The sequence below is a fragment of the Alloyangia pacifica genome, assembly GCF_020524285.1.
GTDB lineage: Bacteria > Pseudomonadota > Alphaproteobacteria > Rhodobacterales > Rhodobacteraceae > Salipiger > Salipiger pacificus_B.
On record NZ_JAIVKX010000016.1, the window covers coordinates 65,594 to 89,728 of the forward strand.

Consider the following 24,135-nt stretch of genomic DNA (forward strand, 5'->3'; position numbering starts at 1 on the left):
CCCCGCCCGGATCGCGAGCGGGGCAGCCTCTGCCAATTTGACGCCCAAGGAGTTCAAACCATGGAAAGCGTGACATTTCAGAACCCCGACATGGCCTGGCACATCGCGGCGGACATTCACCTGCCGCCCGCCTTCAAGGCAGACAAGCGCTACCCGACGATCGTCAGCATCCACCCTTTCGGAAGCTGCAAGGAGCAGACCTCGGGCAGTGTCTACGGCAAGACGCTCGCCGAGCAGGGCTACGTCGTCATTGCCTTCGACGCGAGCTATCAGGGCGCGTCCGGCGGCAGCCCCCGCTGGACCGAGAGCCCGAGCCAGCGAGTCGAGGACGTCAGCCATGTGATCGACCACGCGGTGACGCTGCCTTTCGTCGATGCGGATCGGATCGGTGTCATCGGCGTCTGCGGTGGTGGCGGCTACGCGTTGAATGCCGCGTTGACCGAGAAACGGATCAAGGCGGTGGTCGGGATCACCCCGGTGAACCTCGGTCGCCTCTTCCGAGAGGGTTTCAGCGGCTTCGATCCGGTCGGCGCACTGACCGCCATGGCCGGACAGCGCAGCGCCGAGGCGCGCGGCGCAGAGCTGCAAGTCAATGAACTGCTGCCCGCCAGCCTTGATGCGGCACGCGAGGCGGGGATGACCGAGCGCGACGTCTTCGAGGCGACGGACTACTACAAGACGCCGCGCGGTCAGGCCCCCGGAGGGGCGACGCGCATGGTCTTCAGCCATGCCCAGAAGACCCTCTCATGGGATGCGTTTGCCTTCGCCGAGACGCTGATGACCCAGCCGATGTTGGTGGTCATCGGCCAGAAGGTCGGCGCCTTCGGGGCCTATCGGGACGGCATGGAAATCTACGGCCGCGCGATGGCATCGAAGGAGCGGAAACTGGTCGAACTGCAGGATTGGTCCCACTACGACCTCTACGACCGGGAAGAGCCGGTCGGCTTAGCGCTTGAGAAGATCATTCCGTTCTTCAAGAAGCATCTCGGCGAAGATGACGTCGCCGCTGCCGAAGCTGCCTGACGACAAGACGGCTCGGTCCTGCGCTGCGGGATCGAGCCGTTGCATGCTGAAAGCGTCAGCTAAGGTCTCTTGGTCCGCCGCTGATCTGGACCGGGGGCTGTATGGGTCCGCTTTGGGCTCGGTGAAGCCGATCGCTGCGCCCCGCCTGAACGGCAGCTTTCGGGGCGCGTACCGAGCCGGGCAAAGTCCGGTTACTGCGCTGTCCTGCCTCACCAGAGCAGCGTGCTAACCGTCCGCTTCCTTCGTTGAGCGTCCATAGGTGCAGATCGCTGGGAATGACTGCTCTTAGCTCTCCCTGTCTCGAGATTTCGCGGGCGCAGCGTGAAACGAGCACATGCAGCGAATGGCTGAAAGGTCCCGCAAATTGTGAGTTCGCCTTTGCCTCGGCTTCGCAACCGCAGCGAATGGCCGGTCGTGGGAAGATGCCCCACCGCGGCGGAATTGGGACCTGCCACCAGCGCGGCAACGTAGCTGTCGCTCAGCATGCGGGGCGAAAGGCCGCGGGTCATCACCGCCTAAATCTTACCGGACCTCGAGCGTCGTAAATGGTCCACGCTAAAGGGACTGGTCTCCTCGCTCATCTTGTGCGCATGCGACGGAAACCAACGATCCTCGAGGTTCCTGCACTGCTACGCGGCTTCCCGCGACAGATTGCCAAGCCATTCCTCGCAATCGTGATCACACCAAAGCGGCGATGCGTTCCTTCGGGCTGGCACATCACCTCCGCCGAACCTAGATGCCTCAGGATTTCACAGGGAGCCGACGCAGGATGCGCCAGACCATTTCCGATTTTCTCGACCGACCTACAACGCGTTACACGATCATGGGGGTGATCCTATTCAACGCGATCATTCTCGGGCTCGAGACTTCCGGGACGGTGATGAACGTCGCTGGCGACCTGATCGTCGGGCTAGACACGGTCTGTCTTGCGATCTTCGTGGCTGAGCTCGCTGCCAAGCTCTACGCGCGCGGATTGCGCTTCTTTCGCGATGCTTGGAACGTCTTCGATCTTCTGGTGGTTGGCATCGCCCTTGCCCCGGCCACCGGAGGGCTCGCGGTGCTGCGCGCGCTCCGTATTCTCCGTCTGCTCCGGGTGATCTCGGTTGCGCCGACGCTACGCCGGGTGGTGGAAGGATTCATCTCCGCACTACCTGGGATGGCTTCGGTGTTTCTGCTGATGGGGGTGATCTTCTATATCGCCGCCGTGATTGCGACCAAGCTGTTTGCCGCAACTTTCCCCGAATGGTTCGGATCTCTGGGCCAATCCCTTTACACGCTGTTCCAGGTCATGACGCTGGAGAGCTGGTCGATGGGCATCGTCCGTCCGGTAATGGAGGTGCACCCCGAGGCATGGATGTTCTTCGTGCCCTTCATCCTGATTACAACTTTCGCAGTGGTGAACCTCGTGGTCGGCCTCATCGTCAATTCGATGCAGGACGCCCATGCCGAGGAGAGCAATGCCGCCACGGACACCTACCGCGATGAGGTCATCCGGCGCCTCGCAGCCATCGAAGAGCACCTGAAGGATACAGATGGAGCTAAGGATCTGCGTGCCGACGGCCTGAGTGGCGAACGGGTCCGGGCAAGTCGATAGGTCGACAGAAGGACGTCCGGGTCGACCCGGTCAAAATATTCAGGGCTGGCGGAACCCGTCGCCACTTGGATGCGAACCATCGCTGGGTTCCGTTCCTTGCTGCGTCGATGTTCCACTTGCTGGCCAGCCCGCCACCTCGCAAGCGACCGATACCTTGTCTCCCATTCCTCGCCGCAGTCCCGTCGCGTCAGGTGCCTTCCCAAGTGCATCCACAAACCAGCACAGGACGGAGCCGACCTCATCGTCATGCCCACCTGATTAGCGCTGAATGGGCTCGAGGTCAGGATCACTATGGCGGGACCGCCCAGCCTGGCGTGCGCGAAAAAGCGTCGACGTTGCCATAGTGTGTCGCGGCCCGGCCTTGGCGCTCGCAAGCCAATGCAGCATACAACTCCGCTACAGCGAACAAACCGCCCAAGCATGTACCGAGATGCGCGCGAGGTTCCCCGACGCGACCTTCGCGTGAGGCGGAAACACGCCCAGACTTCATCAGGTTGAAGACACGCACACCTTGAAGGGGAGGTCGGCGATGCTGCCTCTGGTTGGCAACATATCCACTCACGGTATGGACGATCAGAGGCGCACTTTCCTTTTTCGGGAAGTGCGCCTCATTCGTGACGGGACCTCTCTCCACAGGCAGCGCTGATTGTAGCCGGTGGCGTCCGAGGCCCGGACCATGCTGCCTCACTAAATGACGATGCCCAAAAGACCCTTTCCCGAACACGAAGTGCGACACCCCAGCGGAGAGACCTCCGGCTCGCTCCATGTCACCGCGACATCGGCAGCCCCGCGTCACCCGCGCCTTGAAGCGGTGTCTGCCCACCAGCGCGACGCCCTCAAGGGCGCCCCGCACCCCCGCGTCTCGCGGCAGGGCGAACTGCACCCCCGCGTGCATGCAGCCCCGGCGCATCCGCGGCGCACCCGGCGTCCATGACGTTTTGGTATCCAAGCCTCGCGCGCCAAAACTTTTTTCCCCAGCGATGATGCGCCCATTGCATTGACCGCCGCCGCGCCCATCTCCACAACATATGTCTGCAATCCTGTCCCGCCTTGCCCCCACCTTCCGCCTGCTGCTCTGCAGCCTGATCGTAGCGATCGGGCTCATGCAGGCTAATGTCTCGGCGCGCAGTCAGGGGCAGAGCCTGGCACAGGAGCGGGCCGAGCTATCGGCAGCGGTGCGCACCACGCTCACTGCGGATGCGGCCATTCTCGCGCCGGCGATCTCGCTCATCGACCATCACAAGCCGCGCGCGGCGGCGCCGGCCGCGGGGGCGCTGCCGGCGCTCCCCGAGCTGACGCCGCCGCCGCGCTACCTGCTGCTGGCCGCGCCGCGCGCGCCGCCGCTGGCCGAGGGGCTGCCGCCCGGCAGACCCCGCGCAAGAAGCCCTCCGCAAGCCTGACATCCGAAACCCCGACCCGCCCCGCGCGGGCCGGGTGAACTGCGTTGGCGCGCCGCCTTTGGCGGAGCTCCGGCGCCGGGGTGCCCGCGTTGACCATTGCGCGCCCGGCCCTACGCCCGCGCAGTTGTCTCGCTCTATGTCGACGCTTCCAGTCAAAGGCATCCCAACTTGCTTCACGACACCCCTCTCATCGCAACCATCGTTGCGGGCCTCGTGCTCGCATGCCTCCTAGGCCTTGCCGCGCAGCGACTGCGGCTGCCTGCGCTCGCCGGCTACCTGCTGGCCGGCGTTCTTATCGGCCCGTTCACCCCCGGCTATGTCGCCGACCAGCACCTTGCCTCGGAGCTTGCCGAGATCGGTGTCATCCTGCTGATGTTCGGGGTCGGGCTGCATTTTTCGCTGAAGGATCTGAGCGACGTCAAGGCGATCGCCATCCCCGGCGCCATCGGCCAGATCCTCGCCGCCACGCTGGTCGGCGCCACGCTCGGCTGGGGGCTCGGCTGGGGCTGGGGCGGCGGGCTGATCTTCGGCCTCGCGCTCTCCGTCGCCTCGACCGTGGTGCTGCTGCGCGCGCTGCAGGACCGGCGGCTGATCGAGACCGAGCGCGGCCGCATCGCCGTGGGCTGGCTGATCGTCGAGGATCTGGTGATGGTCCTCGCGCTGGTGCTGCTGCCGCCGCTCGCCGGGCTGCTCGGCGGCACCGCCCCGATGCCGGCCGCCGTGGAGGGCTCTGCCCTGTCCGGTGCGCTCGGCCTCAGCCCCCTCCTCGCGACCCTGCTGCTGACCGGCTTCAAGGTGGTCAGCTTCGTCGCGCTGATGCTGATCGTCGGCCGGCGGGTCATCCCGCGCGCGCTGCAATACGTCGCCGGCACCGGCTCGCGCGAGCTGTTCAGCCTGGCGGTGCTGGCCATCGCGCTGGGGGTCGCCTTCGGCTCGGCGCATCTCTTCGGGGTGTCGCTGGCGCTTGGCGCCTTCTTCGCCGGCATGGTGATGGCCGAGTCGCCGCTGTCGAGCCGCGCCGCCTCGGACACGCTGCCGCTGCGCGATGCCTTCGCGGTGCTGTTCTTCGTCTCGGTCGGCATGCTCTTCGATCCCCGCGCGCTGATCGAGGCGCCGCTGGCGCTGGCCGCGACCGTGGCGATCATCGTCGGTGCCAAATCGCTTGTCGCCTACGGCATCGTCCGCAGCTTCGGGCATGACCGGCAGACCGCGCTGACCATCGCCGCCAGCCTTGCGCAGATCGGCGAGTTCTCGTTCATCCTCGCGGTGCTGGGCACCAGCCTCGGGCTGCTGCCGACCGAGGGCCAGGACCTGATCCTCGGCGGCGCGATGCTGTCGATCCTCGTCAATCCGGCGCTGTTCCGCGGCACCGACTGGCTGGCGCGCCGGCGCCAGCCCGAGCTGCCCGAGGGCGCGCCGGTGCCGGAGGTGCCGCCCGCCGATGCCGCCGCCGAGCTTGCGGATCACGTGGTGCTTGTCGGCTACGGGCGGATCGGCAGCCAGGTCGCCGCCGCGCTGGCGCGCGAGGGCGGGCAGGTGCTGGTGATCGACGACCAGCCCGAGCGCTGCGCCGAGGCGCGCGCCGCGGGCCATGCGGCGCTTGTGGGGCTCGCTCAGGACGAGACGCTGCCGGCGCGGGCGAACATCGCTACGGCGCGGGTGCTGGTGCTGACCATCCCCAGCGCGCTCGAGGCCGGGACGCTGGCGCGCCGCGCCTGCGAAGCGAACCCGCAGATCGAGATCCTTGGCCGTGCCGATGCCGAGGGCGAGGTGGCGCATCTCTATGACAGCGGCGTCGATCACATCGTGCGCGGCGACATCGAGGTGGCCCGCGGACTGGCCGAGCTGGTCGATTCGCCGGGGATCCGCAGCGCGGCGCGGGGCAACGCGGCATGATGCGCGCCCCGCCCCCCAAGGTGCCGCTTTCGGTGCTGCTGCTCGGCCACAGCGCCGGCGCCGGGCTCGCGCCGGCCGGAACCGCCGCCGAGCGCGTCTCGATCGGCGACCTGCTGACCCTGCTCGCCGGCCGCAGCGGCGCGGCACTGATGCTGGTCTTCGCCCTGCCCAACGTGGTGCCGATGCCGCCCGGGGTGTCGGGGCTGCTTGGCTGGCCGCTGGTCTACCTCTCGTGGCAGCTGATGCTGCGCCGCCCGCCCTGGCTGCCGCGGATCATCCTCGAGCGGTCGACCAGCGCGGCGGGCTTCCGCGCGCTGATCGCCCGCGTCGTGCCGTTGCTGGAGCGCGCCGAACGGCTGCTGCGCCCGCGGCTGCCGCTGATGACCACACCGCTCGCGATGCGCGCCGCCGGCGCTGTCTGCCTTGGGCTGTCGGTGATCCTGCTGCTGCCGATCCCGCTGGGCAACATGCTGCCGGCGCTGGCGATCAGCCTCTTCGCGCTGGGGCTGCTCGAACGCGACGGGCTGTGCCTGCTGCTCGGCTTTGCCGTGGCCGGGCTTTCGGTCGCGCTGGTCTGGGGCGTGCTCTGGACCCTGCTCAAGGCGGTGGCGCTGCTATGGCCGCTCTGACCCCCGCCCCCGCAACACCGCGCGTGCAGAAATGCCCACGCGGCGCCCTTGTTCTTCCGCTCCGTCACTCCCACCTCGAGACCCGCGGGCCGGGCCCCTCTGGCGAGCGCCAAAGCGCACGTGATGTCGGACCGCATCGAGAGCGCTCGATGCCCGGCCCGGATCGCCAGACGACCCCCCGCGGACCTCGAGCCTCGTTTCTTCGATGAGGTCCATTATGGAAATCCTTCTTACCCTGTTTCTGGGGCAGCCGCTGTGGATGTGGCTGACCTTCCTTGCCATCGTGATCGGGCTGCTGGTGCTCGATCTCGGCGTCTTCAACCGCGACGACCACGTGATCGGCGTCGCCGAAAGCCTGAAGACCTCGGCGCTCTACATCACGCTCGGCCTTACCTTCGGCGGCTTCGTGTGGTGGCAGCTGGGCACCGAGCCGGCGGCGCAGTACCTGACCGCCTTCGTGGTGGAAAAGACGCTGGCGCTCGACAACATCTTCGTCATCGCGCTGATCTTCGGCTTCTTCGCCATCCCCGCCGCCTACCAGCACCGGGTGCTGTTCTGGGGCATCCTCGGGGTGATCGTGCTGCGCGGCATCATGATCGGCCTCGGCGCGACGCTGGTCGAGCAGTACCACTGGGTGCTCTACGTCTTCGCAAGCTTCCTGATCCTCACCGGGATCAAGATGCTGTTTGCCGGCGGCGAGGAAGAGCATGACCTTGCCAGCGACCCCGTGGTGCGCTTCCTCAAGCGCCGGCTGCGCGTCACCGATGAGATCCACGGCCACGCTTTCACGGTGCGCAAACCCGACCCCGCCACCGGCAAGCTCATACGCTACGCCACGCCGCTGCTGCTGGCGCTGATCGTGATCGAGCTGGCGGATCTGGTGTTCGCGGTGGACTCGGTGCCGGCGGTCTTCACCATCACCACCGATCCCTACATCGTCTACACCTCGAACATCTTTGCGATCCTCGGACTCCGGGCGCTCTACTTCGCGCTGTCGGCGATCCTGCGGCGGTTCACCTACCTGAAATACGCGCTGTCGGTGCTGCTGGTGTTCATCGGCTCCAAGGTCTTTATCGCCGACCTGATGGGCTGGGAGAAATTCCCGCCGGTCTGGTCGCTGGGCATCACCTTCGCCATACTGACCGTGGGCGTGGTCTATTCGCTGTGGAAGACCGGCGGCGATGCCGGCACCCCGCCCGAGACCGGCCCCCACACCCACCCCGCAAACGAGGCCCGGTAACCGCCCATGTATCTCGAGATTGCCATTGTTCTGGCGCTGATCCTCGTCAACGGCCTGCTCGCCATGTCCGAGCTGGCCATCGTCTCGGCCCGGCCCGCGCGGCTGAAGGTCATGGCCGAGGAGGGGCGCAGCGGCGCCGCCACCGCGCTGCGGCTTGCCGAGGATCCGGGCCGCTTCCTGTCCTCGGTGCAGATCGGCATCACGCTGGTCGGGGTGCTCTCGGGCGCCTTCTCGGGTGCCACGCTGGGCGCCCGGCTGGCGGCCAGCCTCAGCGGCTGGGGCCTCTCGCCCGCGGCGGCGCAGTCGCTCGGCGTCGGCGGGGTGGTGGTGGTCATCACCTACCTGTCGCTGATCGTCGGCGAGTTGGTCCCCAAGCAGATCGCCCTGCGCGCCCCCGAGGCCGTGGCGACCCGCGTCGCGCCGCTGATGCGGGGCATCGCGCTGGTCGCCGCGCCGCTGGTCTGGCTGCTCGACCGCTCGGGCAAGGCGGTGCTCGCGCTGCTCGGCCAGTCCGGCGACCGCGGCTCCGACGTCAGCGACGCCGAGGTGCGGCAGGTGCTGACCGAGGCGCGCAGCGCCGGGGTGCTGGAACATGCCGAGACGCAGATGATCGCCGGGGTCATGCGCGTCGCCGACCGTGCCGCGCGCGACCTGATGACCCCGCGCCACGAGGTCGCCCTGCTCGACCTGACCGACCCGCCCGCCCGGCTTCTTGCGCAGCTGCGCGACAGCGGGCTCACCCGGATGCCGGTGCGCGACGGCCCCGACGGCGAGGTGATCGGCGTGCTGGCAGCGCATGACCTGCTGAGCCCCGATGGCAGGCGCCTCGACCCGCGCGCGCGCCTGCTCGAGGCGCCGGTAGTGCGCGACGGGATGCCCGCGCTCGACCTCATCGAGACGCTGCGCGGCACGCCCGCGCACATGGTGCTGGTCTACGACGAATACGGCCATTTCGAGGGGATCGTGACGCCGATGAACGTGCTCGAGGCCATCGCCGGGGACTTCGGCGCCGCGCCCGAGGCGGAGGAGCTGGTCATCCGCGCCGATGGCTCGATGCTGGTGGCGGGCGCGATGCCGGTGGACGAGTTCGCCGACCATCTCGGCGTGACGCTGACGCCGGGCCGCGCCTATTCCACCGTCGCCGGGCTGGTGCTCGACGAGATGGGCCGCCTGCCGCAGGTCGGCGAGGTGCTGGACTGGCGCGCCTGGCGGATCGAGGTCGTCGACCTTGACGGGCGGCGCATCGACAAGCTGCTGGTCAGCCGCGAGGAGCTCTCATGACATCGGGCAGGAAACCTGTCGCCACTCTGTCGCACCGCGGCTCCCGCGGCGCTGAGCCTTGTTTGTGAGACCAGCACCATGAGGAGCGGGGTCACGCGGATTGCCGCCAGGATCGGGGCGCTCGTCGCCCTTCTTGTCGTGCTGTCTGCCGTCGTTGCGCATCCCTCGCCGCACATGCCACTGGCCGGCGCCCTGGCCGCCGAGGCGACGATCGACGGCCCGGCCCACCCCGGGCCGCAGGGCATTTTGCCACCGGCCGCAGCCGAACGCGCAAGCCTGCGCACCATCGACGCCGCGGGACCCGACCCGCTCTGGCTGCGCGCAATGCCGCCCCAGCCATCTCATCAGGCGCCGCCCCGCGCGTCGGCGCGATGCGCGTTTTCCGCGCCCGCCTGCGCCCTTGCAGGCGAGAGGGGTTGCCCAGCCCATCCGCCGCGCGCCCCTCCCTTTGCATGATCCCATGATCTCCTGAGCCCCATCTGCCGCTGGCCGCATCAGCGCCCGCGCCGGGGCAACTCCTCCGAACCTCTCTTCTCACCAAGACATAACGACACGTCCCTTGTTGCTCCGGCATCGGGATCTGTCCGGGAACCATCATGCAAAGACCAACTTTCTGGAAACGCCTCGGCATATGGGGCGTCTGCCTCCTCTGCCTCTGGCTCGCCCTGCCCAACGCCTTCTACGCCCGCGTCGAGCAGCACAACGACCTCGCCGCAGGGACCGCGACGGGCACCACAGCCCCCGTCTCACGCACCGACGGCTGGCCAAGCTGGCTCTCCTCCGACCTCGTGAACCTCGGGCTCGACCTGCGCGGCGGCGCGCATCTGCTGGCCGAGGTCGACGTGGAGGGCGTTGCCCGCGAGCGCATGGACGGGCTCTGGCCCGAGTTGCGCGACGCGCTGCGGGAGCTGCGCGCGCAGGTCGGCACGCTGCGCCGGCTCGATGCCCCCAAAGGTGAGCTGCGCGTCTCGATCTCCGAGCCGCAGGGCATGGATGCCGCGATGCAGGCCGCGCGCAGCTTCGCCTCGCCGGTCTCGACGCTCGCCGGAGCGGGGCAGTCCGATATCGAGGCCGTGGACGAGAACGGCACGCTGGTCCTGCGCTACACCGAGGCCGGGCGCTCCGAGCTGACCGACCGCGTCGTGGCGCAGAGTCTCGAGATCATCCGCCGCCGCATCGACGAGGCTGGCACCCGCGAGCCCACCATCCTGCGCCAGGGGCAGGACCGCATCCTTATCCAGGTGCCGGGCATCGACAGCGCCGAGACCCTCAAGAGCCTCATCGGCACCACCGCGAAGCTCTCGTTCAACGCCGTGCTCGGAGCTGGTGGGGATGCGGGGCCCGACGCGATCACCCTGCCCTCTGCCAGCCAGCCAGAGCAGAGCTACAACCTCGATCCGCGTGCCGTGGTCACCGGCGAGGACCTGACCGACAGCCAGCCCAGCTTTGACCAGAACGGCCGCCCCGCGGTCACCTTCCGCTTCGACAGCTCGGGCGCCCGCGCCTTCGGCGACTTCACCGCCGCCCATATCGGCGAGCCCTTCGCCATCGTGCTCGACGGCAAGGTGCTCTCGGCCCCGGTGATCCAGAGCCACATCCCCGGCGGCTCCGGCATCATCACCGGCCAGTTCACCGTCGAAGAGGCGACCGAGCTCTCGACCCTGCTGCGCGCCGGTGCGCTGCCCGCCGAGCTGCAGTTCCTCGAAGAACGGACCATCGGGCCGGAGCTCGGGCAGGACAGCATCACCGCCGGCGCCCGCGCCGCCGTCGTCGGGCTGGTCGCGGTCTGTGCGCTGATGGTGCTGAGCTACGGCGGCTTCGGCCTTGTCGCCACCTTCGCGCTCGGCATGAACATGGCGATGCTGCTGGGGCTGCTGTCGGCCATCGGCGCCACGCTCACCCTGCCCGGCATCGCCGGGATCGTGCTGACCATGGGCATGGCGGTGGATGCCAACGTGCTGATCTTCGAGCGCATCCGCGAGGAGCTGCAGGTCGAGAAATCGGTCTGGCGGGCCGTCGGCAAGGGCTTCGACAACGCCTTCTCGGCCATCCTCGACTCCAACCTCACCGGCCTGCTAACCGCCGGGCTGATGTTCTGGCTTGGCTCGGGCCCGGTGCGCGGCTTCGCGGTTACCATGGGGCTCGGCATCCTGACCTCGATGTTCACGGCGATCTTCGTCACCAAGCTGGTGCTGCAAAGCTGGCTGGAATGGCGTAAGCCGCGGACGCTGCGGATGACCGGCCTGCTATCGCGCCTGCCCGAGAAGACCTCGATCAACTTCTTCCGCGCGCAATACGCCACCTTCGGGGCCTCGGCGCTGGCGGTGGTGGTCTCGGTCTTCCTGATCGCCAGCATGGGGCTCAACCTCGGCATCGACTTCAAGGGCGGCACCAGTCTCCGCGCCGAGACCCACCAGACGCTCGACATCGGCGCCTACCGCACAGCGCTGGCCGGGATCGGCATGCAGGAGGCGGTGATCACCGAGGTCTTCGACCCGACCTTCGCGCCCGACCAGCAGGTGGTCTCGATCCGCATTGGCGCCGAGGGCGGCGACGCCGCGCTCTCGCAGGAGACGCTGACCAAGGTGCAGGACGCGCTGCGCCAGACCGATCCGGGCATCGCCTTCACCTCGGTCGAGACGATCGGCGGCAAGGTGTCCGCGGAACTGCTCTGGATGGCCCTGCTGGCGGTCGGTGCGGCGACGGCGGGGATCCTCGTCTACGTCTGGTTCCGCTTCGAATGGCAGTTCTCGGTCGGGGCGGTGGCGGCGCTGGTGCATGACGTGGTGGTCACGCTCGGGGTCTTCTCGCTGTTCCAGCTGAAGGTCGACCTGACCATCGTCGCGGCGCTGCTGACCATCCTCGGCTACTCGATCAACGACACGGTGGTGGTCTTCGACCGGGTGCGCGAGAACCTGCGCAAGTTCCGCCAGATGCCGCTGCGCGAGCTGCTCAACCTCTCGGCCAACGAGACGCTGAGCCGGACGCTGATGACCTCGCTGACCACTCTGGTGGCGCTGATCGCGCTGCTGGTGCTGGGCGGCGACGTGATCCGCGGCTTCGTCTTCGCGATCACCTTCGGCATCGTCATCGGCACATGGTCGTCGATCTACGTCGCCAAGAACATCGTGCTGATGCTCGGCGTCGACCGGCGCAGCCGGGAGGAGCGCGAGGCCGCGCTGGCCGCAACCCACAGCTGAGCCCCGGCTCGCCGACCCGCCCGCAAGAGCGGGCGGGCCCAAACCCTTGTCCAGAGCAGATCGGCCATGTCCTACCTCATCAGCACCCACAGGGCGGAGCCCAGGGGGCTTCGCAAACTTCTTCATCTCAACTGGCCGCTCGCCGTCCTGCTGACCGCCATCGCCTGCGTCGGTTTTCTCACGCTCTACTCGCTCGCCGGCGGCTCGGCGGAGCCCTGGATGGCGTCCCAAGTCAAGCGTTTCGGGCTCGGGCTCTGCGTCATGCTGGCCGTCGCCATGACCCCGATCTGGGTCTGGCGGAGTGTCTCGTTCCTTTTCTACCTCGGGGTCCTGCTGCTGCTCCTGCTGGTCGATCTCATCGGCTTTGCCGGCGGCGGGGCGCAGCGCTGGGTGGATCTCGGCGTGATCCGCCTGCAGCCCTCGGAGCCGATGAAGATCGCCATCGTCATGGTGCTCGCCGCCTATTACGATTGGCTGCCGGTCTCGCGCGTGTCGCACCCGCTGTGGCTGGCGATCCCGGTGGCGCTGATCCTGCTGCCCGCCGCGCTGATCCTCGAACAGCCCGACCTCGGCACCGCGCTGCTGGTGGTCGCGGGCGGCGGCGCGGTGATGTTCCTCGCCGGGGTCCACTGGCTCTATTTCGCGACGGTCCTCGGCGGCATCGGCGGGCTGGTGGCGCTGGTGATCGAGAGCCGCGGCACGCCCTGGCAGCTTCTGAAGGACTACCAGTACCGGCGCATCGACACCTTCCTCGACCCCACGAGCGACCCGCTCGGCGCCGGCTACAACATCGCGCAGGCCAAGATCGCGCTCGGCTCGGGGGGCTGGTCGGGGCGCGGCTTCATGCAGGGCACCCAGACCCGGCTCAACTTCCTGCCCGAGAAGCACACCGACTTCATCCTCACCGCCATCGGCGAGGAGCTCGGCTTTCTCGGCACGGCAAGCCTGCTCGGCCTCTACATGCTGACGCTGGTCTTCGGCACGGCGACGGGTCTGCGCACCACCGACCGCTTCGGCTCGCTCCTGGCGCTCGGCATGGTCATGACCTTCTTTCTCTACTTCTTCATCAACATGGGCATGGTCATGGGGATGCTGCCGGTGGTCGGCGTGCCGCTGCCGCTGGTCAGTTACGGCGGCTCGGCGATGATCGCGCTGATGGTCGCCTTCGGCTTCATCCAATGCGCCCATGTGCATCGCCCGCGCTGAGCGGGCGGTGCCGACAATGCGGTCTCGGTGCCCGGTGCCCGCCACAGGCGTCCACGATCTGACCTGAAAATCTGGACCCAAGCCGTGAGCCGAGCCCCCAAAGCCGCGCTCATGCATGAAATCTCGGTGCCGAACCTGCCATGCATCTTGCGCAGGCCAGATTTGCGTCGGGAAAGCTTGCGCTGCGCCGCGGCAATTCCTATCTGGGGAGTACAGCACGGCGACGTGCTGGCGGAATTTGCCGGACTCTCTCCTCCTCCCTGAGCCCCGCATTTCAGCGGCGGCCCCTCTCCTCCTCCCTTGGGGTCGCCGCACTCCCACCCCCCTCCTATTTTCCGACCGCCCATCTCGCCGAACGCGTCCGCTATCCGCCGCAGTCAGTCCTGATACACTAGGCATTGGGCCGCGTCGTTCCTTGCCAGGTTATTGGCCTGATGCGCCCTTAGCTGACCGCGGCGTTGATCTGGCCGGATGACCACACCTCGATCAAAGCCGGCGTTCATTCTCGCAGGGCAGCGACCGCCTTTATCTCGACTTTGAGTTCGGGCCGGCTCAGCCCAGAGATGCCTATGATTGACCAGGCAGGGAACGGGCTCTTGATGAAGCGCTGTTTGACTTCCATGAAGTCAGAAAGCGTCTCTTCGATGTCCACGTGATAACTGGTGACGTCGACTAGATCGCTCAGATCCAGCCCGGCGATCCGCAGGAGTTCCTTGATGCGTTTCAGGGCCCATTCGGATTGGCCGGCGACGTCTTCTGGGGCACTTCCATCCGGACGAGCACCGACCTGCCCGGAGATGAACAGGAACCCTCGCGATTTGACGGCGGGAGAGAAACCGTATTTTTCGAACGCCGCCCGATAGCCTTCGAACATCTCATTACCGTGCGGTATCTGCAAAACTTCTGGTGCCATGCCTACTTCTTTCGTTTTGTTGCGGAAGGGACGAAACGGCAGCGCGTTTTTTGGGGGAGCTCCCTGAATCCTCAGGCTCAAGATGCCACGCTCAGGGCTGCGACCCGCTACGGTCGTTGGCGTACCGCGTGCCAGGGGAGAACTTCGAGCCCATGCCGGCCTGCAATGTGTCAGATTTGCGCGGCAATACTTGTCTTGTCGATGACGGACCAGACGTTCTGTATCTTTCGATCCTGGAACTCGTAAAACACGTTCTCGTCAAAGCGAACCCTTTTGCCGTTCACTGCCATTCCGAAGAGGTAGCCTACCGGGGTGCAGTCGAATGCCAAGCGGCTGGCAATCATGGGCGGGTCGCAGACAAGACCTGCGATGTTGAAATGGAGATCGGGTATCGCGCGGAAGTCCGCAACGAGCATGTTTGCGTAGCCGTCGAGACCGATCGAGACCCCGTTGTATTGCACCTGGTCGGCGACATAGAGATGAAGATCCTGCCAGCCCTGCCTGTTCAAACACGCGATATACCCCTGATAGGATTCAATGATCTCGTCTCGCCCCACTGCTCCCGCCTCTGTATTCCGCCTCGACGGACTGTAACCTGCGGGAGAGAAGACGCAACGGCACGACTGGCGACTTCGTCCGCTCTGAGGTCGACCGACGCCGCATTGCCGAGAATCTGCACCTAGGGCTTCGCGATCGCTCACGCACTGCGGCACTGCGCAACCGAAAACGCTTGCCGCTGTTTCGTCAGGAAGAAACCGGATACAACGCTTAGCGGCGTCTGGATAAGCACGAGACATCGCAATGCTACCTGCCGGCGATGCACAAGCGTGAGTGCTACAACAAGGAACGACCGCATAGTGCGCTCGGATATCGAGTACCTGCGCCTAAGCTCTTCAGCCCAGTAGATCGAAGGTCAGCCGGCATCAGCATTTCACCCGGACCACCTGCTGGGTTCAGCTCATCTTCCTACCGGTCAGGCACGCTCACACATTGGCACCCGGTCGGCGCGCAGCGCCCGGCGGCTGATGATCCACTCTTGCGCCTGCACGACGATCATGCCGACAAGCACTAACGCGCCCCCCAGAAGAAACTCCGATGTCAGAGCGTCCCCCAGCAGGACGGCTCCGCTGACCACGCCGAAGACCGGGGTCATAAAGCTGAGCACCCCGAGCCGCGAAGAACGGTAAATCTGCAGCATGCGGAACCAGACGAGGAAGCTGAGGCTGCAGACAACTATCGTCTGGAATGAGAGGCTGACCATCACCGCAGGCGTCGGTTCGAGCGACAGCCGCCCCGTCAGTGTGCAGAAGCCAAGCGCCGCTGCCCCCGCGATAACCAACTGGTAGAAGAGCGTCTGCGCCGGCGGCGCCTCGGAGACGCGGGTGGTGCGGATCACCACGGTCGTCATCCCCCAGCAGACGCCCGCAGCCAGTCCGAGCACGTCACCGAGGACCAGCCCGGGGGTCAGCGCGGCGCCCGGCCCGCGCAGCTCGGGGAGCACGAAGATCGCAGCGACGCCGACAAAGGTGATCGCCACCCCGACCCATTGCACCGCCCCCATGCGTTCGTCGGGCTGCGCCACATGCAGGCCAATCGCCGCGAAAATCGGTGCGGTATAGAGAAATACCGCCATATGCGAAGCCGTGGTCCAGCGCAGCCCCTCGGCAACCAGCAGGAACTCGAGCGCGAAGAGCGCCCCCGCAAGCAGGCCGGGCCCGAGAAACAGCCCGCGGTGCCAGCGGTCGCGCAGAAACACCCGGCTCAGCGCCAGGACAATCAACGCGGCACAGGCCGAACGAAGGCCGATCTGCAGCATTGGATCGACCGAGTCCGCGACGATCTTCATTGCGCTCTGCTGCAGCCCCCAGATCAGGCACAGCAGGATCATCACGGCGATGGCGGTGGTATCAATGGGTCGTTTCATGGGCGCACCTTGGCAGGCAAATCATGAGCCCTGTTTAGACTGGCCGATTACCTATATATAGCGAAGATACGCCAAACAATCGTCCCGGACCGCCAGCCATGACCCCAGCCCAGAGCGCGCCGCACCTGCGCCATCCGCCCTTTAGCGATAAGCTGCCCGCTCCGATCTACTTCCGGCTAGAGAGCATGCCAGACAACGCCACATACCCGGTGATGCGGCATCCGTGGGGAGAGTTCGTATATTCCTTCAGTGGCGTTACCGAGTTGCGGCTCGCGGGGCAGCATCTGCTCGCGCCCCCACACATGGGCTTTTGGATCCCGCCCCACGTAGAGCACGTGGGCTTCAACCGGCGCGCCGCGGTGCATTTCTCGGCGTACATCAGCGAAGAGTTCTGCGACGCGATGCCGGATCGCACATGCTCGCTTCTTGTCACCCCATTGCTGCGCGCCATCCTCAATAGTCTCGCGGAAACCCGGTTCACTAATACCGAGACGCAGTCCCGCCTGTTGCGCGTCATGGTCGACGAGCTCGAAACTTGTTCAATTGCCGACAGTTTCGTGCCGGAAACCAGTGATGTGTTGCTGGCCCCCGTGCTTGAGGCACTTCGCGATGCGCCCGCCGATCCACGCAGCAATGCGCAACTCGCCCGGGCTTTTGGGATGAGTGACCGGACGCTGGTCCGACGCTGTACGCAAGAACTTGGTATGTCGCTCAGTGAATGGCGCCAGCGCGTGCGCGTGGTCCGGGGCATCTCGTTGTTGCAGGACGGCGCCAGCGTCGAGAGCGTGGCGCTCGATCTCGGCTACGGCACGGCCTCGGCCTTCATCGCCATGTTTCGGCGCATCACTGGCAGCAGCCCTGCGCGTTTCATAGGCCGGTAGAGGTCCCGCCTGGTCCGACCACGCCGCCGGAACGACAAGGCCCCCACGATTTCGTCGGCACCTACGTATACGCGTCAGGTTTAGCCGTCACCGCGCCGGGCAAATTCCCTAGTGTCCACTGAGCGGAGCACCGCAGCGCGTAGTCTCAATGTGTGCATCATTTCGACTTCAACTTACCCTAGGTAAGCTCTTTTACTGCGCAAACTGCCAATTGTTTCACCGTTATGCGCCAAAGCACTGCGAGGGGCCATCCGCGGTGCCAGTGTTGTCTCGAGATTTTCATGTGCACCCGCTAATCTGTCTCGGTAGGCTTGGGGAGGCGAGCATGCACATCTCGGTATCACGAACTGACAAAGGCTACAGCGTTAAGCTCCTGTCAGCGCAGCTTACCATTCAGGGCGAGGTCTGCTTTAGACTGAAATCTGATGCCGTGGAATTTGCCGAGCTTTGGCGCGATTGGGTCGGCGCTCAAAGTATCGTTGCGTAAGCACACCCCAGGGCAAGAAAAGTGAGACCGCTGTACAGCAGTCCGTCCCCAATGCCCTGACAAAACGCCGGTCATCAAACCCAACGCTGATACCGAGCGGCCCGATGCTTCCGCCCACTATATGTCAAAGTCGAGTCCACCTCGCGATGGTAAGACGATGCCCGACACAATCCGGTCCGAACCGCTGGGATACCCTTGGCCGGCGATGGACATGAGCCCAAGCGATGGTCTTCAACTCTGCCATCCGTCTCATCTCCCCGTCACGGATGTTTGGAGGCGAGAGATGCACCTTGATCTCGAACGGCTCCGCCGCAAGACCGCGCGTGCCCAGTGGCAGTATCTGCCTTCGCCGAAAAATCGCTGCCCGCCGGGTCCGGGCGACTCTGCCCTCTTGCCAAATAAGGGCGCTCCGCTCATGGCATGCGGATGCAAACCACCAACGCCCCTCGCACGCCCCCCATCGCATCTCCGCAGATCGACCGGCCGCTGCTCGGCGCGGTGCTCATGCTTGGCTTCTGCGCCACGGCGCCGCTTATCGATGTCGGCTCAAAGCTCGCGACGCGCAGCCTGCCCGTTGCCGAGATCACCGTAGCACGCTTCGTCGTGCAGGGCGTCCTCATGGTGGCGCTGGCGTTGGTCCTGCGCATCCGCCTGCGCCTGACCCCGCGCGAACTCGTCCTGACAATCGCACGCGCGGCGCTGTCGCTAATCGCGACCATCGGTTTCGTCGGTGCCATGGTGCGCATGCCAATCGCGGACGCGCTGGCGATTGCACAGATCGAACCTTTCGTGCTGATGTTCCTCGGCTGGGCCCTGCTGGGCGAAAGCGTCGGGCCGCGCCGGATCCTCGCCTCCATCGTGGGGTTCGGCGGCGCACTCCTGGTGGTTCAGCCAGGGCTGGCAAGCCACGGCATCGCGGCCATCCTGCCGCTGATTACGGCGGTGGCCTTCGCTGGCTACATGTTGGTCACCCGGCAGCTTCGCAGTCTGGCCCCAGTGGCGCAGCAGGCCACGACCGCCATCGCTGCGGTGATCCTTGGGCTGCCCTTCCTGTGGCTTTTGCCAGAGAGCCTTGGCGGCGGGGCCACTTGGCCACAGGGCGTGGCGTGGGTCCATCTCGGCGGCATGGGCCTCGCGGCGACCCTGTCGCACATCTTTCTAACCTACGCGCTGCGGCTCGCACCCTCGGCGCTGATCGCCCCCTTGGGATATCTTGAGCTCGCCTCGGCAACCGTCCTGGGCTGGCTGGTGTTCGGTGACTTCCCCGCGCCTATGGTCTGGGCGGGGATCGCGCTGATCGTGGGCTCCGGGCTATATCTGATCCATCGCGAGCAGCTGGCGCACCGCCGCCCGCAGGTGCCGGTCACCTCGAGCACGCTATAGGCATTAGCCCTGCCCCTGCGCATCATACCGCGAGAGGATCGCGGCAACCTCTTTCTCGCTCAGCATGCGCGGCGACAGGCCACACGTCATGATTTCCCGTCTGGCCCCGCCTCGAGCTCTTCGATGGCGCGAACTGCAGCTTCGAGATTCTCGCCTGCCGCAACCGCCCCATGGTTGGCCAGCATCCCAGCCCATCGCTTGTCCGACAGCCCTTGGATCGTGTTGTGGATCGCCAGATCGCCGGGCAAGAGATAGTGCAGAACTGTATCCCCCCGAGCTTCATGACCGGATAGGGCGTCGGTGGCGACAGCAAGTCATGCAGATCCGCATCGAGTATCAAAAACATTGCCACGCGATAACACACGGCAGATGCACGGCACTCCGGACGGCGCCAAGGACCTCATAAAGCGCGCTGTGCAGCGGCATATCCTTTGTCGGCGCATCGCCCTCGACATCGGTCAATTGCGCCTCGATCCGAGGGACAGCCCCTGAGTGGAAAACGTGGAGGCGTAGCCGCACACCTGTTCGCGTAGGGGCGCGAGCTCGTTCATGACCGCGCCACCAGCACAGAGATCACTTGACGAAAATCGGAGCACCGTTTGCCGCCGAAACGCGCGCCAATCACTTCGCCGCGGTCTTAGGACACACGTCCCCTTCGGCCCCTGCCGTCATGCCATACCGCCGTAGCCCATGAAGCCGACGCTCGGATTGCTGCCATCCGAACCCACCTGGCAGCGCCAGGGGGCGCCGCTCGGACCGATCCGCATGTAGACCGAGCTTCTTGCGCCCGAGGCCTGCGATCCGACGACCTTCAGCCTGCCCGAGGTTTCCGCCGCCAGCTTGGCCCGGCATGCCGCCACGGCCGCGTCGCTCGCGGAAAAGCTGCCCTCGACAAAGCCCTTGGTCAGCGGTTGAATCTGCGGGTCCTCGGCACAGGCGGCAACGCCGGCAAGCGCGGCAAGCAGCGCGGCGGTCCGGGCAAAATCAACCATCAGGGGTGTCCTCCTCTTGTGGCAATTCCGGCCAGCCTGCGGCAGCGGGGGACCCGGCTCAAGGGGGGCTGGCGCACTCGTGTCCGAACGTTTCCGCGTGCCGGTCGCGCCCGCCCGCCCCCGGCAGCCCGGCGCCGCGCATCGCCTCCGAGATGGTCTCGAGATGCGCCCGCATCGCCGCTGCCGCGCGGTCCGGGTCGCGCCCCGAGATCGCCGACGCAATGGCCTCGTGCTGGGCGCTATGGCGCTCGGTGAACGCGCTGACGCCGAGCCGGCGATAGGTCAGCTCCCACTCGCGCTGCCAGGCCGCGTGACGCCGCACTCCCGCAAGATAATCAAGCAGCCCCAGCAGGATCGGGTTACCCGTCACCTCGGCGATGCCCCGGTGAAAGGCCGCGTCGAGCTGCTCGCTTTCGGGCCGCGTGCGTGCCCTGCGGCCGCGCTGCGCCAGATCCGCCAGGTAGGCCGCCTGCTCTGCGGTCGCGAGCCGCGCCGCCTCGGCGGCCACCGAGGGCTCGATGGTCTGCCGCGCCTGCATGAGCTGCATCGGCGCGGCACCCTGCACCAGGATCTGCTCGCGGATCGGATGGCCGAGCGGCCGCGGACCGCAGAAAGTGCCTTGCCCGACATGCCGCCAGAGCTCGCCCTCGCGCTCGAGCACCTGCAACGCGCCGCGCAGCGTCTCGCGGCTGCAGCCGAGCTGGCGGGCAAGTGTGCGCTCCGCGGGCAGCCGCGCGCCGACCTCGGTGGCCAGATCGGCCACTAGCCCACGGAGTTCCGACAGGACGACCTGCCCCCGCTTCGATGTCATGCCGTGCCTCCCACTCCGGGCAAAAACCAGACCAATTTGCAGACCAATGCCATGCCATGCAACACCGCGCCGCTCTCGAGGAGGACCCAGATGCTGACCACGACCATCCTTGCCCTTGCCGGTGTCGGCGCAGGGGCGCTCAACGCCATCGCGGGCGGAGGCACATTCCTGACCTTTCCCGCGCTGGTCTGGGTCGGCGTGCCGCCGATCATGGCCAATGCCACCGCCACTTTCGCCGCCCTGCCCGGCTATGCCGGAAGCAGCTGGGCCTATCGGCGCGACATCCAGGCAGGCGACGGGCCGAGCCTGCGCGCGCTCGTCGCCACCGCCGTGCTTGGCGGGATCCTCGGTGCGCTGCTCTTGCTGGTCACCCCCGAGGACCTGTTTTCTGGCGTCATTCCCTGGCTGCTGCTGATCGCCACGCTGGCCTTTGCCGCCGGCCCCGCGCTGCTGCGCCGGCTGATCGCCTCGGGGCGCCGCCCGCCCGATGCGGTTTCGCCGGCGCTGCTGCTGCTCGTCTCGATCTACGGCGGCTATTTCAACGGCGGGCTCGGGATCCTGCTGCTGGCCGCCTTCGGACTCATCGGCATGAGCAACCTGCACCGGATGAACGGGCTGAAGACGCTGGCCTCGCTGGTGCTGTCGGCTGTCTCGGTCGCCACATACAGCCTTGCCGGGCTGATCGACTGGACCGCGCTGCTTGTCACCGGCATTGGCTGCGCCACGGGCGGCTACGTCGGGGCGTATATGGCCCGCAAGGTGCAGGACCTGTCGCTCCTGCGGACCTTCATCGTCACCGTCGGGCTGGTCACCACCATCGTCTTCTTTGCGCAGGCCTACGGTTGAACTTTTCGCAGAATGCTGAATTTCTGCGCGGCAGGCACAGAAGGCAGCTCCCCATGCACATCCTCCGTTCCCTCGGTCCCGCCGTGGCGCGCGTCTCCCTCGGCGAGGCGCTCCGCGCCGGTCTCGGCGCGCTGCTCGGCCTTGGCATCACCGGGCTCTTCCTGCTCTCGCCGCAGATCGACCTGAGCCTCGGGCTCTATCTCGTCGCGCCCTTCGGCGCGACCTCGGTGCTGCTCTTCGCGGTGCCCAACAGCCCCCTCGCGCAGCCCTGGTCCGCCATCGTCGGCAATACCGTGGCGGCGCTGGTGGGCGTTGCCACCTGCCTGCTGGTCGCCGATCCGGCGCTGCGCATCGCGCTTGCCGTGGGGCTGGCGATCACCGCGACGATCCTGTGCCGCGCGGTGCATCCGCCGGCGGGGGCTGTGGCGATGACCGCCGCCATGAGCCCCGAGGCCATCGACCATCTCGGCTTCTGGTTCGCGCTGACCCCGATCGCCGCGGGCACCACCGCGCTGGTCGTGCTTGCCGCGCTCTACGCCCGGCTGACCGGGCGGCACTACCCGTTCCGGCAGTTCGACGCCCCCGGCCAGCACGGCACCGGGGACCGTGCCCCCTCCGAGCGCCTCAGGCTCTCGGAGACAGAGCTTTCCGGGCTGCTGGAGCGCTACCGGCAGTCGTTCAACCTCGGGGTCGAGGATCTGGCCCGGCTCATCGGCGCCGCCGAGTTGCAAGCCGCGAGCCACCATGCAGGCCCGCTCTGCGCCGAGGACATCATGTCGCGCGATCTGGTCACCGTCGGCAGCGACACCCCGCTCGCCGAGGTCGCCCAGCTGTTCCGGCGGCATCGCTTCGCCTCGCTGCCGGTGGTCGGGCCGGGGCAGAGGTTTCTCGGGGTGATCTTCCAAATTCACCTGATCACCCGCGCCCGCGAAGACGCAGAGCGGCTCGAACGCGGCTTCCTGCCCGCCTTCCGGCGGCTCGTCGATCTGGGGCGCGAGACCCCGGTGACCGCCTCGGACATCATGAAGGTCGCCGGCCCGCGCGCGACGCGCGGCTCGCCGGTCGCCGCGCTGCTGCCGATGATGGCGGATGGCGACGTCGATGCCATCCCGGTGCTGGAGCGCGGGCGCATCGTCGGCATCGTCACGCGCACGGACATGATCGCCGCGCTGGCGCGCCAGGCGCTCCGCGAGGCCTGAGACACCGATGAAGAGACGTGCGAACAAAAAAAATGGCCGAGACAAGCTCGGCCGAAGTCCAACAGGGAGGTAGGGAAAGATGAGCTTTTCAGCTCAAATCCGAACCCTGCGCCCTATCTATGGGCGAAATGAAAACTTCTCAACAAGAAGCACCATGCGTGTGCAGCATACCCGCCACCCAGGTCTCGCGGTCCCGCTGATGGTCTGCGCCTGAGTGGGGCCGAAACCCAAGCTTTCAAACACTCGGCCGTAACTCTGGTCGTGCCGGCAAACTGGGCGTCGAGCGTTCTAGGCATCTTGCGCAGGACAGATTTGCGTCGGGGAAGCTTGCGCTGCACCGCAGCAATTCCTATCTGAAGAGTACGGCACGGCGACGTGCTGGCGGAATTTGCCGGGCTCTCTCCTCCTCCCTGAGCCCTGCATTTCAGCAGCGGCCCCTCTCCTCCTCCCTTGGGGTCGCCGCGCTCCCGCTTTCTCAATTCCAAACCAACACACCCCGCCGAACCTGTCCGGCATTGGTCTGTTTCACCTTTTGGTGTGTCGCGCTCATCGTGAACGACGCACGGCTCCTTGCGCCATCAGCTGAGTGCGGCGTGGCAGCGCGGCGCACTGATTTCTCCAGCTCGATCCTACACGCGGATGACTGCCCGGGATCACGCTTGCGTCGGCGAGTAGTTCAAACCGAGCGACCGGTTGCCACCTTGGAAGGCTATGAACTCTGGCGGTGGCGACTATAAGGTCTGAACGCTGCGACCAGGCGTGGCAGGGAACACCGGGTACGCCGTGCCGCTAAATCCAAGGTATCATTGCAAATGCCGCGGAAACCCCGCTCATGTTCTCCATGTCAATTGTCAGGCGCATCTTGCTGCAATACACATTCAGGAAAATCTGGAGCGATAAATGTCCAAATTCGACCTTGATGCCCTTTCTCTTGAAGACTTGAAGAAACTCCAAAAGCAGGTTGCGACAGCTATCGCCAGTTACGAAGCGCGCCAAAAGGCCGCCGCTTTCGAAAAAGTCGACGCCGTTGCCAAAGAGCTTGGCTACTCTCTCTCGGACCTTGCCGAGTTTCGTGCCGCGCCCAAACGCCCGGCCTCGATCCCGACGTATCGCCATCCGGAGAACCCCGAAGTCACATGGAGCGGACGTGGTCGGAAGCCGGCCTGGCTTGCGGAAGAGATTGCCGCCGGAAAAAAGCTTGAGGATTTTTCCATCTGAACTCGGAGCCCA

General features: G+C 66.3%; 20 protein-coding genes. 14 read left to right on the forward strand and 6 right to left on the reverse strand.

Annotated elements, in window-relative coordinates; all coding sequences use genetic code 11:
- The first annotated feature begins 60 nt into the window (after positions 1-60).
- From LC039_RS20050 to rodA, 9 genes are all read left to right on the forward strand, one after another.
- Positions 61-1,023: an alpha/beta hydrolase gene (locus LC039_RS20050; protein ID WP_226627739.1), complete on the forward strand. Its 963-nt coding sequence runs from the start codon at positions 61-63 to the stop codon at positions 1,021-1,023.
- Between the two features lie 769 nt (positions 1,024-1,792).
- Complete coding sequence (locus LC039_RS20055; protein ID WP_226627741.1) at positions 1,793-2,617, forward strand: ion transporter; 825 nt, start codon at positions 1,793-1,795, stop codon at positions 2,615-2,617.
- Positions 2,618-3,645: 1,028 nt separating this feature from the next.
- Entirely contained in the window at positions 3,646-4,017 is a 372-nt protein-coding gene (locus LC039_RS20060) for a hypothetical protein (RefSeq protein ID WP_226627743.1), read from the forward strand.
- Between the two features lie 168 nt (positions 4,018-4,185).
- Entirely contained in the window at positions 4,186-5,913 is a 1,728-nt protein-coding gene (ybaL, locus tag LC039_RS20065) for a YbaL family putative K(+) efflux transporter (protein WP_226627744.1), read from the forward strand.
- The gene (locus LC039_RS20070; protein ID WP_226627746.1) at positions 5,913-6,542 is read left to right on the forward strand and encodes an exopolysaccharide biosynthesis protein; all 630 of its coding nucleotides are present in this window, start codon (positions 5,913-5,915) and stop codon (positions 6,540-6,542) included. The genes ybaL and LC039_RS20070 overlap by 1 nt, the downstream gene beginning before the upstream one ends.
- A gap of 217 nt (positions 6,543-6,759) precedes the next feature.
- Positions 6,760-7,782: a TerC family protein gene (locus LC039_RS20075; RefSeq protein ID WP_226627748.1), complete on the forward strand. Its 1,023-nt coding sequence runs from the start codon at positions 6,760-6,762 to the stop codon at positions 7,780-7,782.
- 6 nt (positions 7,783-7,788) lie between these two features.
- The gene (locus LC039_RS20080; protein WP_226627750.1) at positions 7,789-9,063 is read left to right on the forward strand and encodes a hemolysin family protein; all 1,275 of its coding nucleotides are present in this window, start codon (positions 7,789-7,791) and stop codon (positions 9,061-9,063) included.
- A 596-nt stretch (positions 9,064-9,659) separates the two neighbouring features.
- Positions 9,660-12,263, forward strand: coding sequence for a protein translocase subunit SecD (secD, locus tag LC039_RS20085; RefSeq protein ID WP_226627752.1), 2,604 nt, complete (start codon positions 9,660-9,662; stop codon positions 12,261-12,263).
- A gap of 66 nt (positions 12,264-12,329) precedes the next feature.
- A complete protein-coding gene (rodA, locus tag LC039_RS20090; RefSeq protein WP_226627754.1) occupies positions 12,330-13,469 on the forward strand; it encodes a rod shape-determining protein RodA in 1,140 nt (379 codons plus the stop codon).
- A gap of 499 nt (positions 13,470-13,968) precedes the next feature.
- Here the strand turns inward: rodA and LC039_RS20095 are convergent, their stop codons facing one another.
- The 3 genes from LC039_RS20095 to LC039_RS20105 all read right to left on the reverse strand — a co-directional run bounded on the left by LC039_RS20095 (position 13,969) and on the right by LC039_RS20105 (position 16,306).
- The gene (locus tag LC039_RS20095) at positions 13,969-14,382 is read right to left on the reverse strand and encodes a RidA family protein (protein ID WP_226627756.1); all 414 of its coding nucleotides are present in this window, start codon (positions 14,380-14,382) and stop codon (positions 13,969-13,971) included.
- A gap of 170 nt (positions 14,383-14,552) precedes the next feature.
- The gene (locus LC039_RS26995; protein WP_226627758.1) at positions 14,553-14,939 is read right to left on the reverse strand and encodes an ester cyclase; all 387 of its coding nucleotides are present in this window, start codon (positions 14,937-14,939) and stop codon (positions 14,553-14,555) included.
- Between the two features lie 416 nt (positions 14,940-15,355).
- Positions 15,356-16,306, reverse strand: a complete 951-nt coding sequence (locus LC039_RS20105) for a DMT family transporter (protein WP_226627759.1) — start codon at positions 16,304-16,306, stop codon at positions 15,356-15,358.
- A gap of 98 nt (positions 16,307-16,404) precedes the next feature.
- Here LC039_RS20105 and LC039_RS20110 point away from each other — a divergent pair, with 98 nt between their 5' ends.
- Together LC039_RS20110 and LC039_RS20115 are read left to right on the forward strand one after the other, a co-directional pair.
- On the forward strand, positions 16,405-17,187 hold the full coding sequence (locus LC039_RS20110) for an AraC family transcriptional regulator (RefSeq protein ID WP_226627761.1): 783 nt from the start codon (positions 16,405-16,407) through the stop codon (positions 17,185-17,187).
- 913 nt (positions 17,188-18,100) lie between these two features.
- Positions 18,101-19,057 (forward strand): DMT family transporter, encoded by a 957-nt coding sequence (locus LC039_RS20115; RefSeq protein WP_226627763.1) that lies wholly within the window; start codon positions 18,101-18,103, stop codon positions 19,055-19,057.
- 86 nt (positions 19,058-19,143) lie between these two features.
- Here LC039_RS20115 and LC039_RS20120 read toward each other — a convergent pair whose 3' ends face one another.
- From LC039_RS20120 to LC039_RS20130, 3 genes are all read right to left on the reverse strand, one after another.
- Positions 19,144-19,317, reverse strand: coding sequence for a class II aldolase/adducin family protein (locus LC039_RS20120; RefSeq protein ID WP_226627914.1), 174 nt, complete (start codon positions 19,315-19,317; stop codon positions 19,144-19,146).
- Between the two features lie 408 nt (positions 19,318-19,725).
- Positions 19,726-20,049, reverse strand: a complete 324-nt coding sequence (locus tag LC039_RS20125; protein ID WP_226627765.1) for a hypothetical protein — start codon at positions 20,047-20,049, stop codon at positions 19,726-19,728.
- 58 nt (positions 20,050-20,107) lie between these two features.
- Positions 20,108-20,860: a FadR/GntR family transcriptional regulator gene (locus tag LC039_RS20130; RefSeq protein WP_226627766.1), complete on the reverse strand. Its 753-nt coding sequence runs from the start codon at positions 20,858-20,860 to the stop codon at positions 20,108-20,110.
- A 90-nt stretch (positions 20,861-20,950) separates the two neighbouring features.
- Here LC039_RS20130 and LC039_RS20135 point away from each other — a divergent pair, with 90 nt between their 5' ends.
- From LC039_RS20135 to LC039_RS20145, 3 genes are all read left to right on the forward strand, one after another.
- A complete protein-coding gene (locus LC039_RS20135; RefSeq protein WP_226627768.1) occupies positions 20,951-21,706 on the forward strand; it encodes a sulfite exporter TauE/SafE family protein in 756 nt (251 codons plus the stop codon).
- A gap of 53 nt (positions 21,707-21,759) precedes the next feature.
- Entirely contained in the window at positions 21,760-22,905 is a 1,146-nt protein-coding gene (locus tag LC039_RS20140; RefSeq protein ID WP_226627770.1) for an HPP family protein, read from the forward strand.
- Between the two features lie 900 nt (positions 22,906-23,805).
- The gene (locus LC039_RS20145; RefSeq protein ID WP_226627772.1) at positions 23,806-24,123 is read left to right on the forward strand and encodes an H-NS family nucleoid-associated regulatory protein; all 318 of its coding nucleotides are present in this window, start codon (positions 23,806-23,808) and stop codon (positions 24,121-24,123) included.
- The last annotated feature ends 12 nt before the right edge of the window (positions 24,124-24,135 follow it).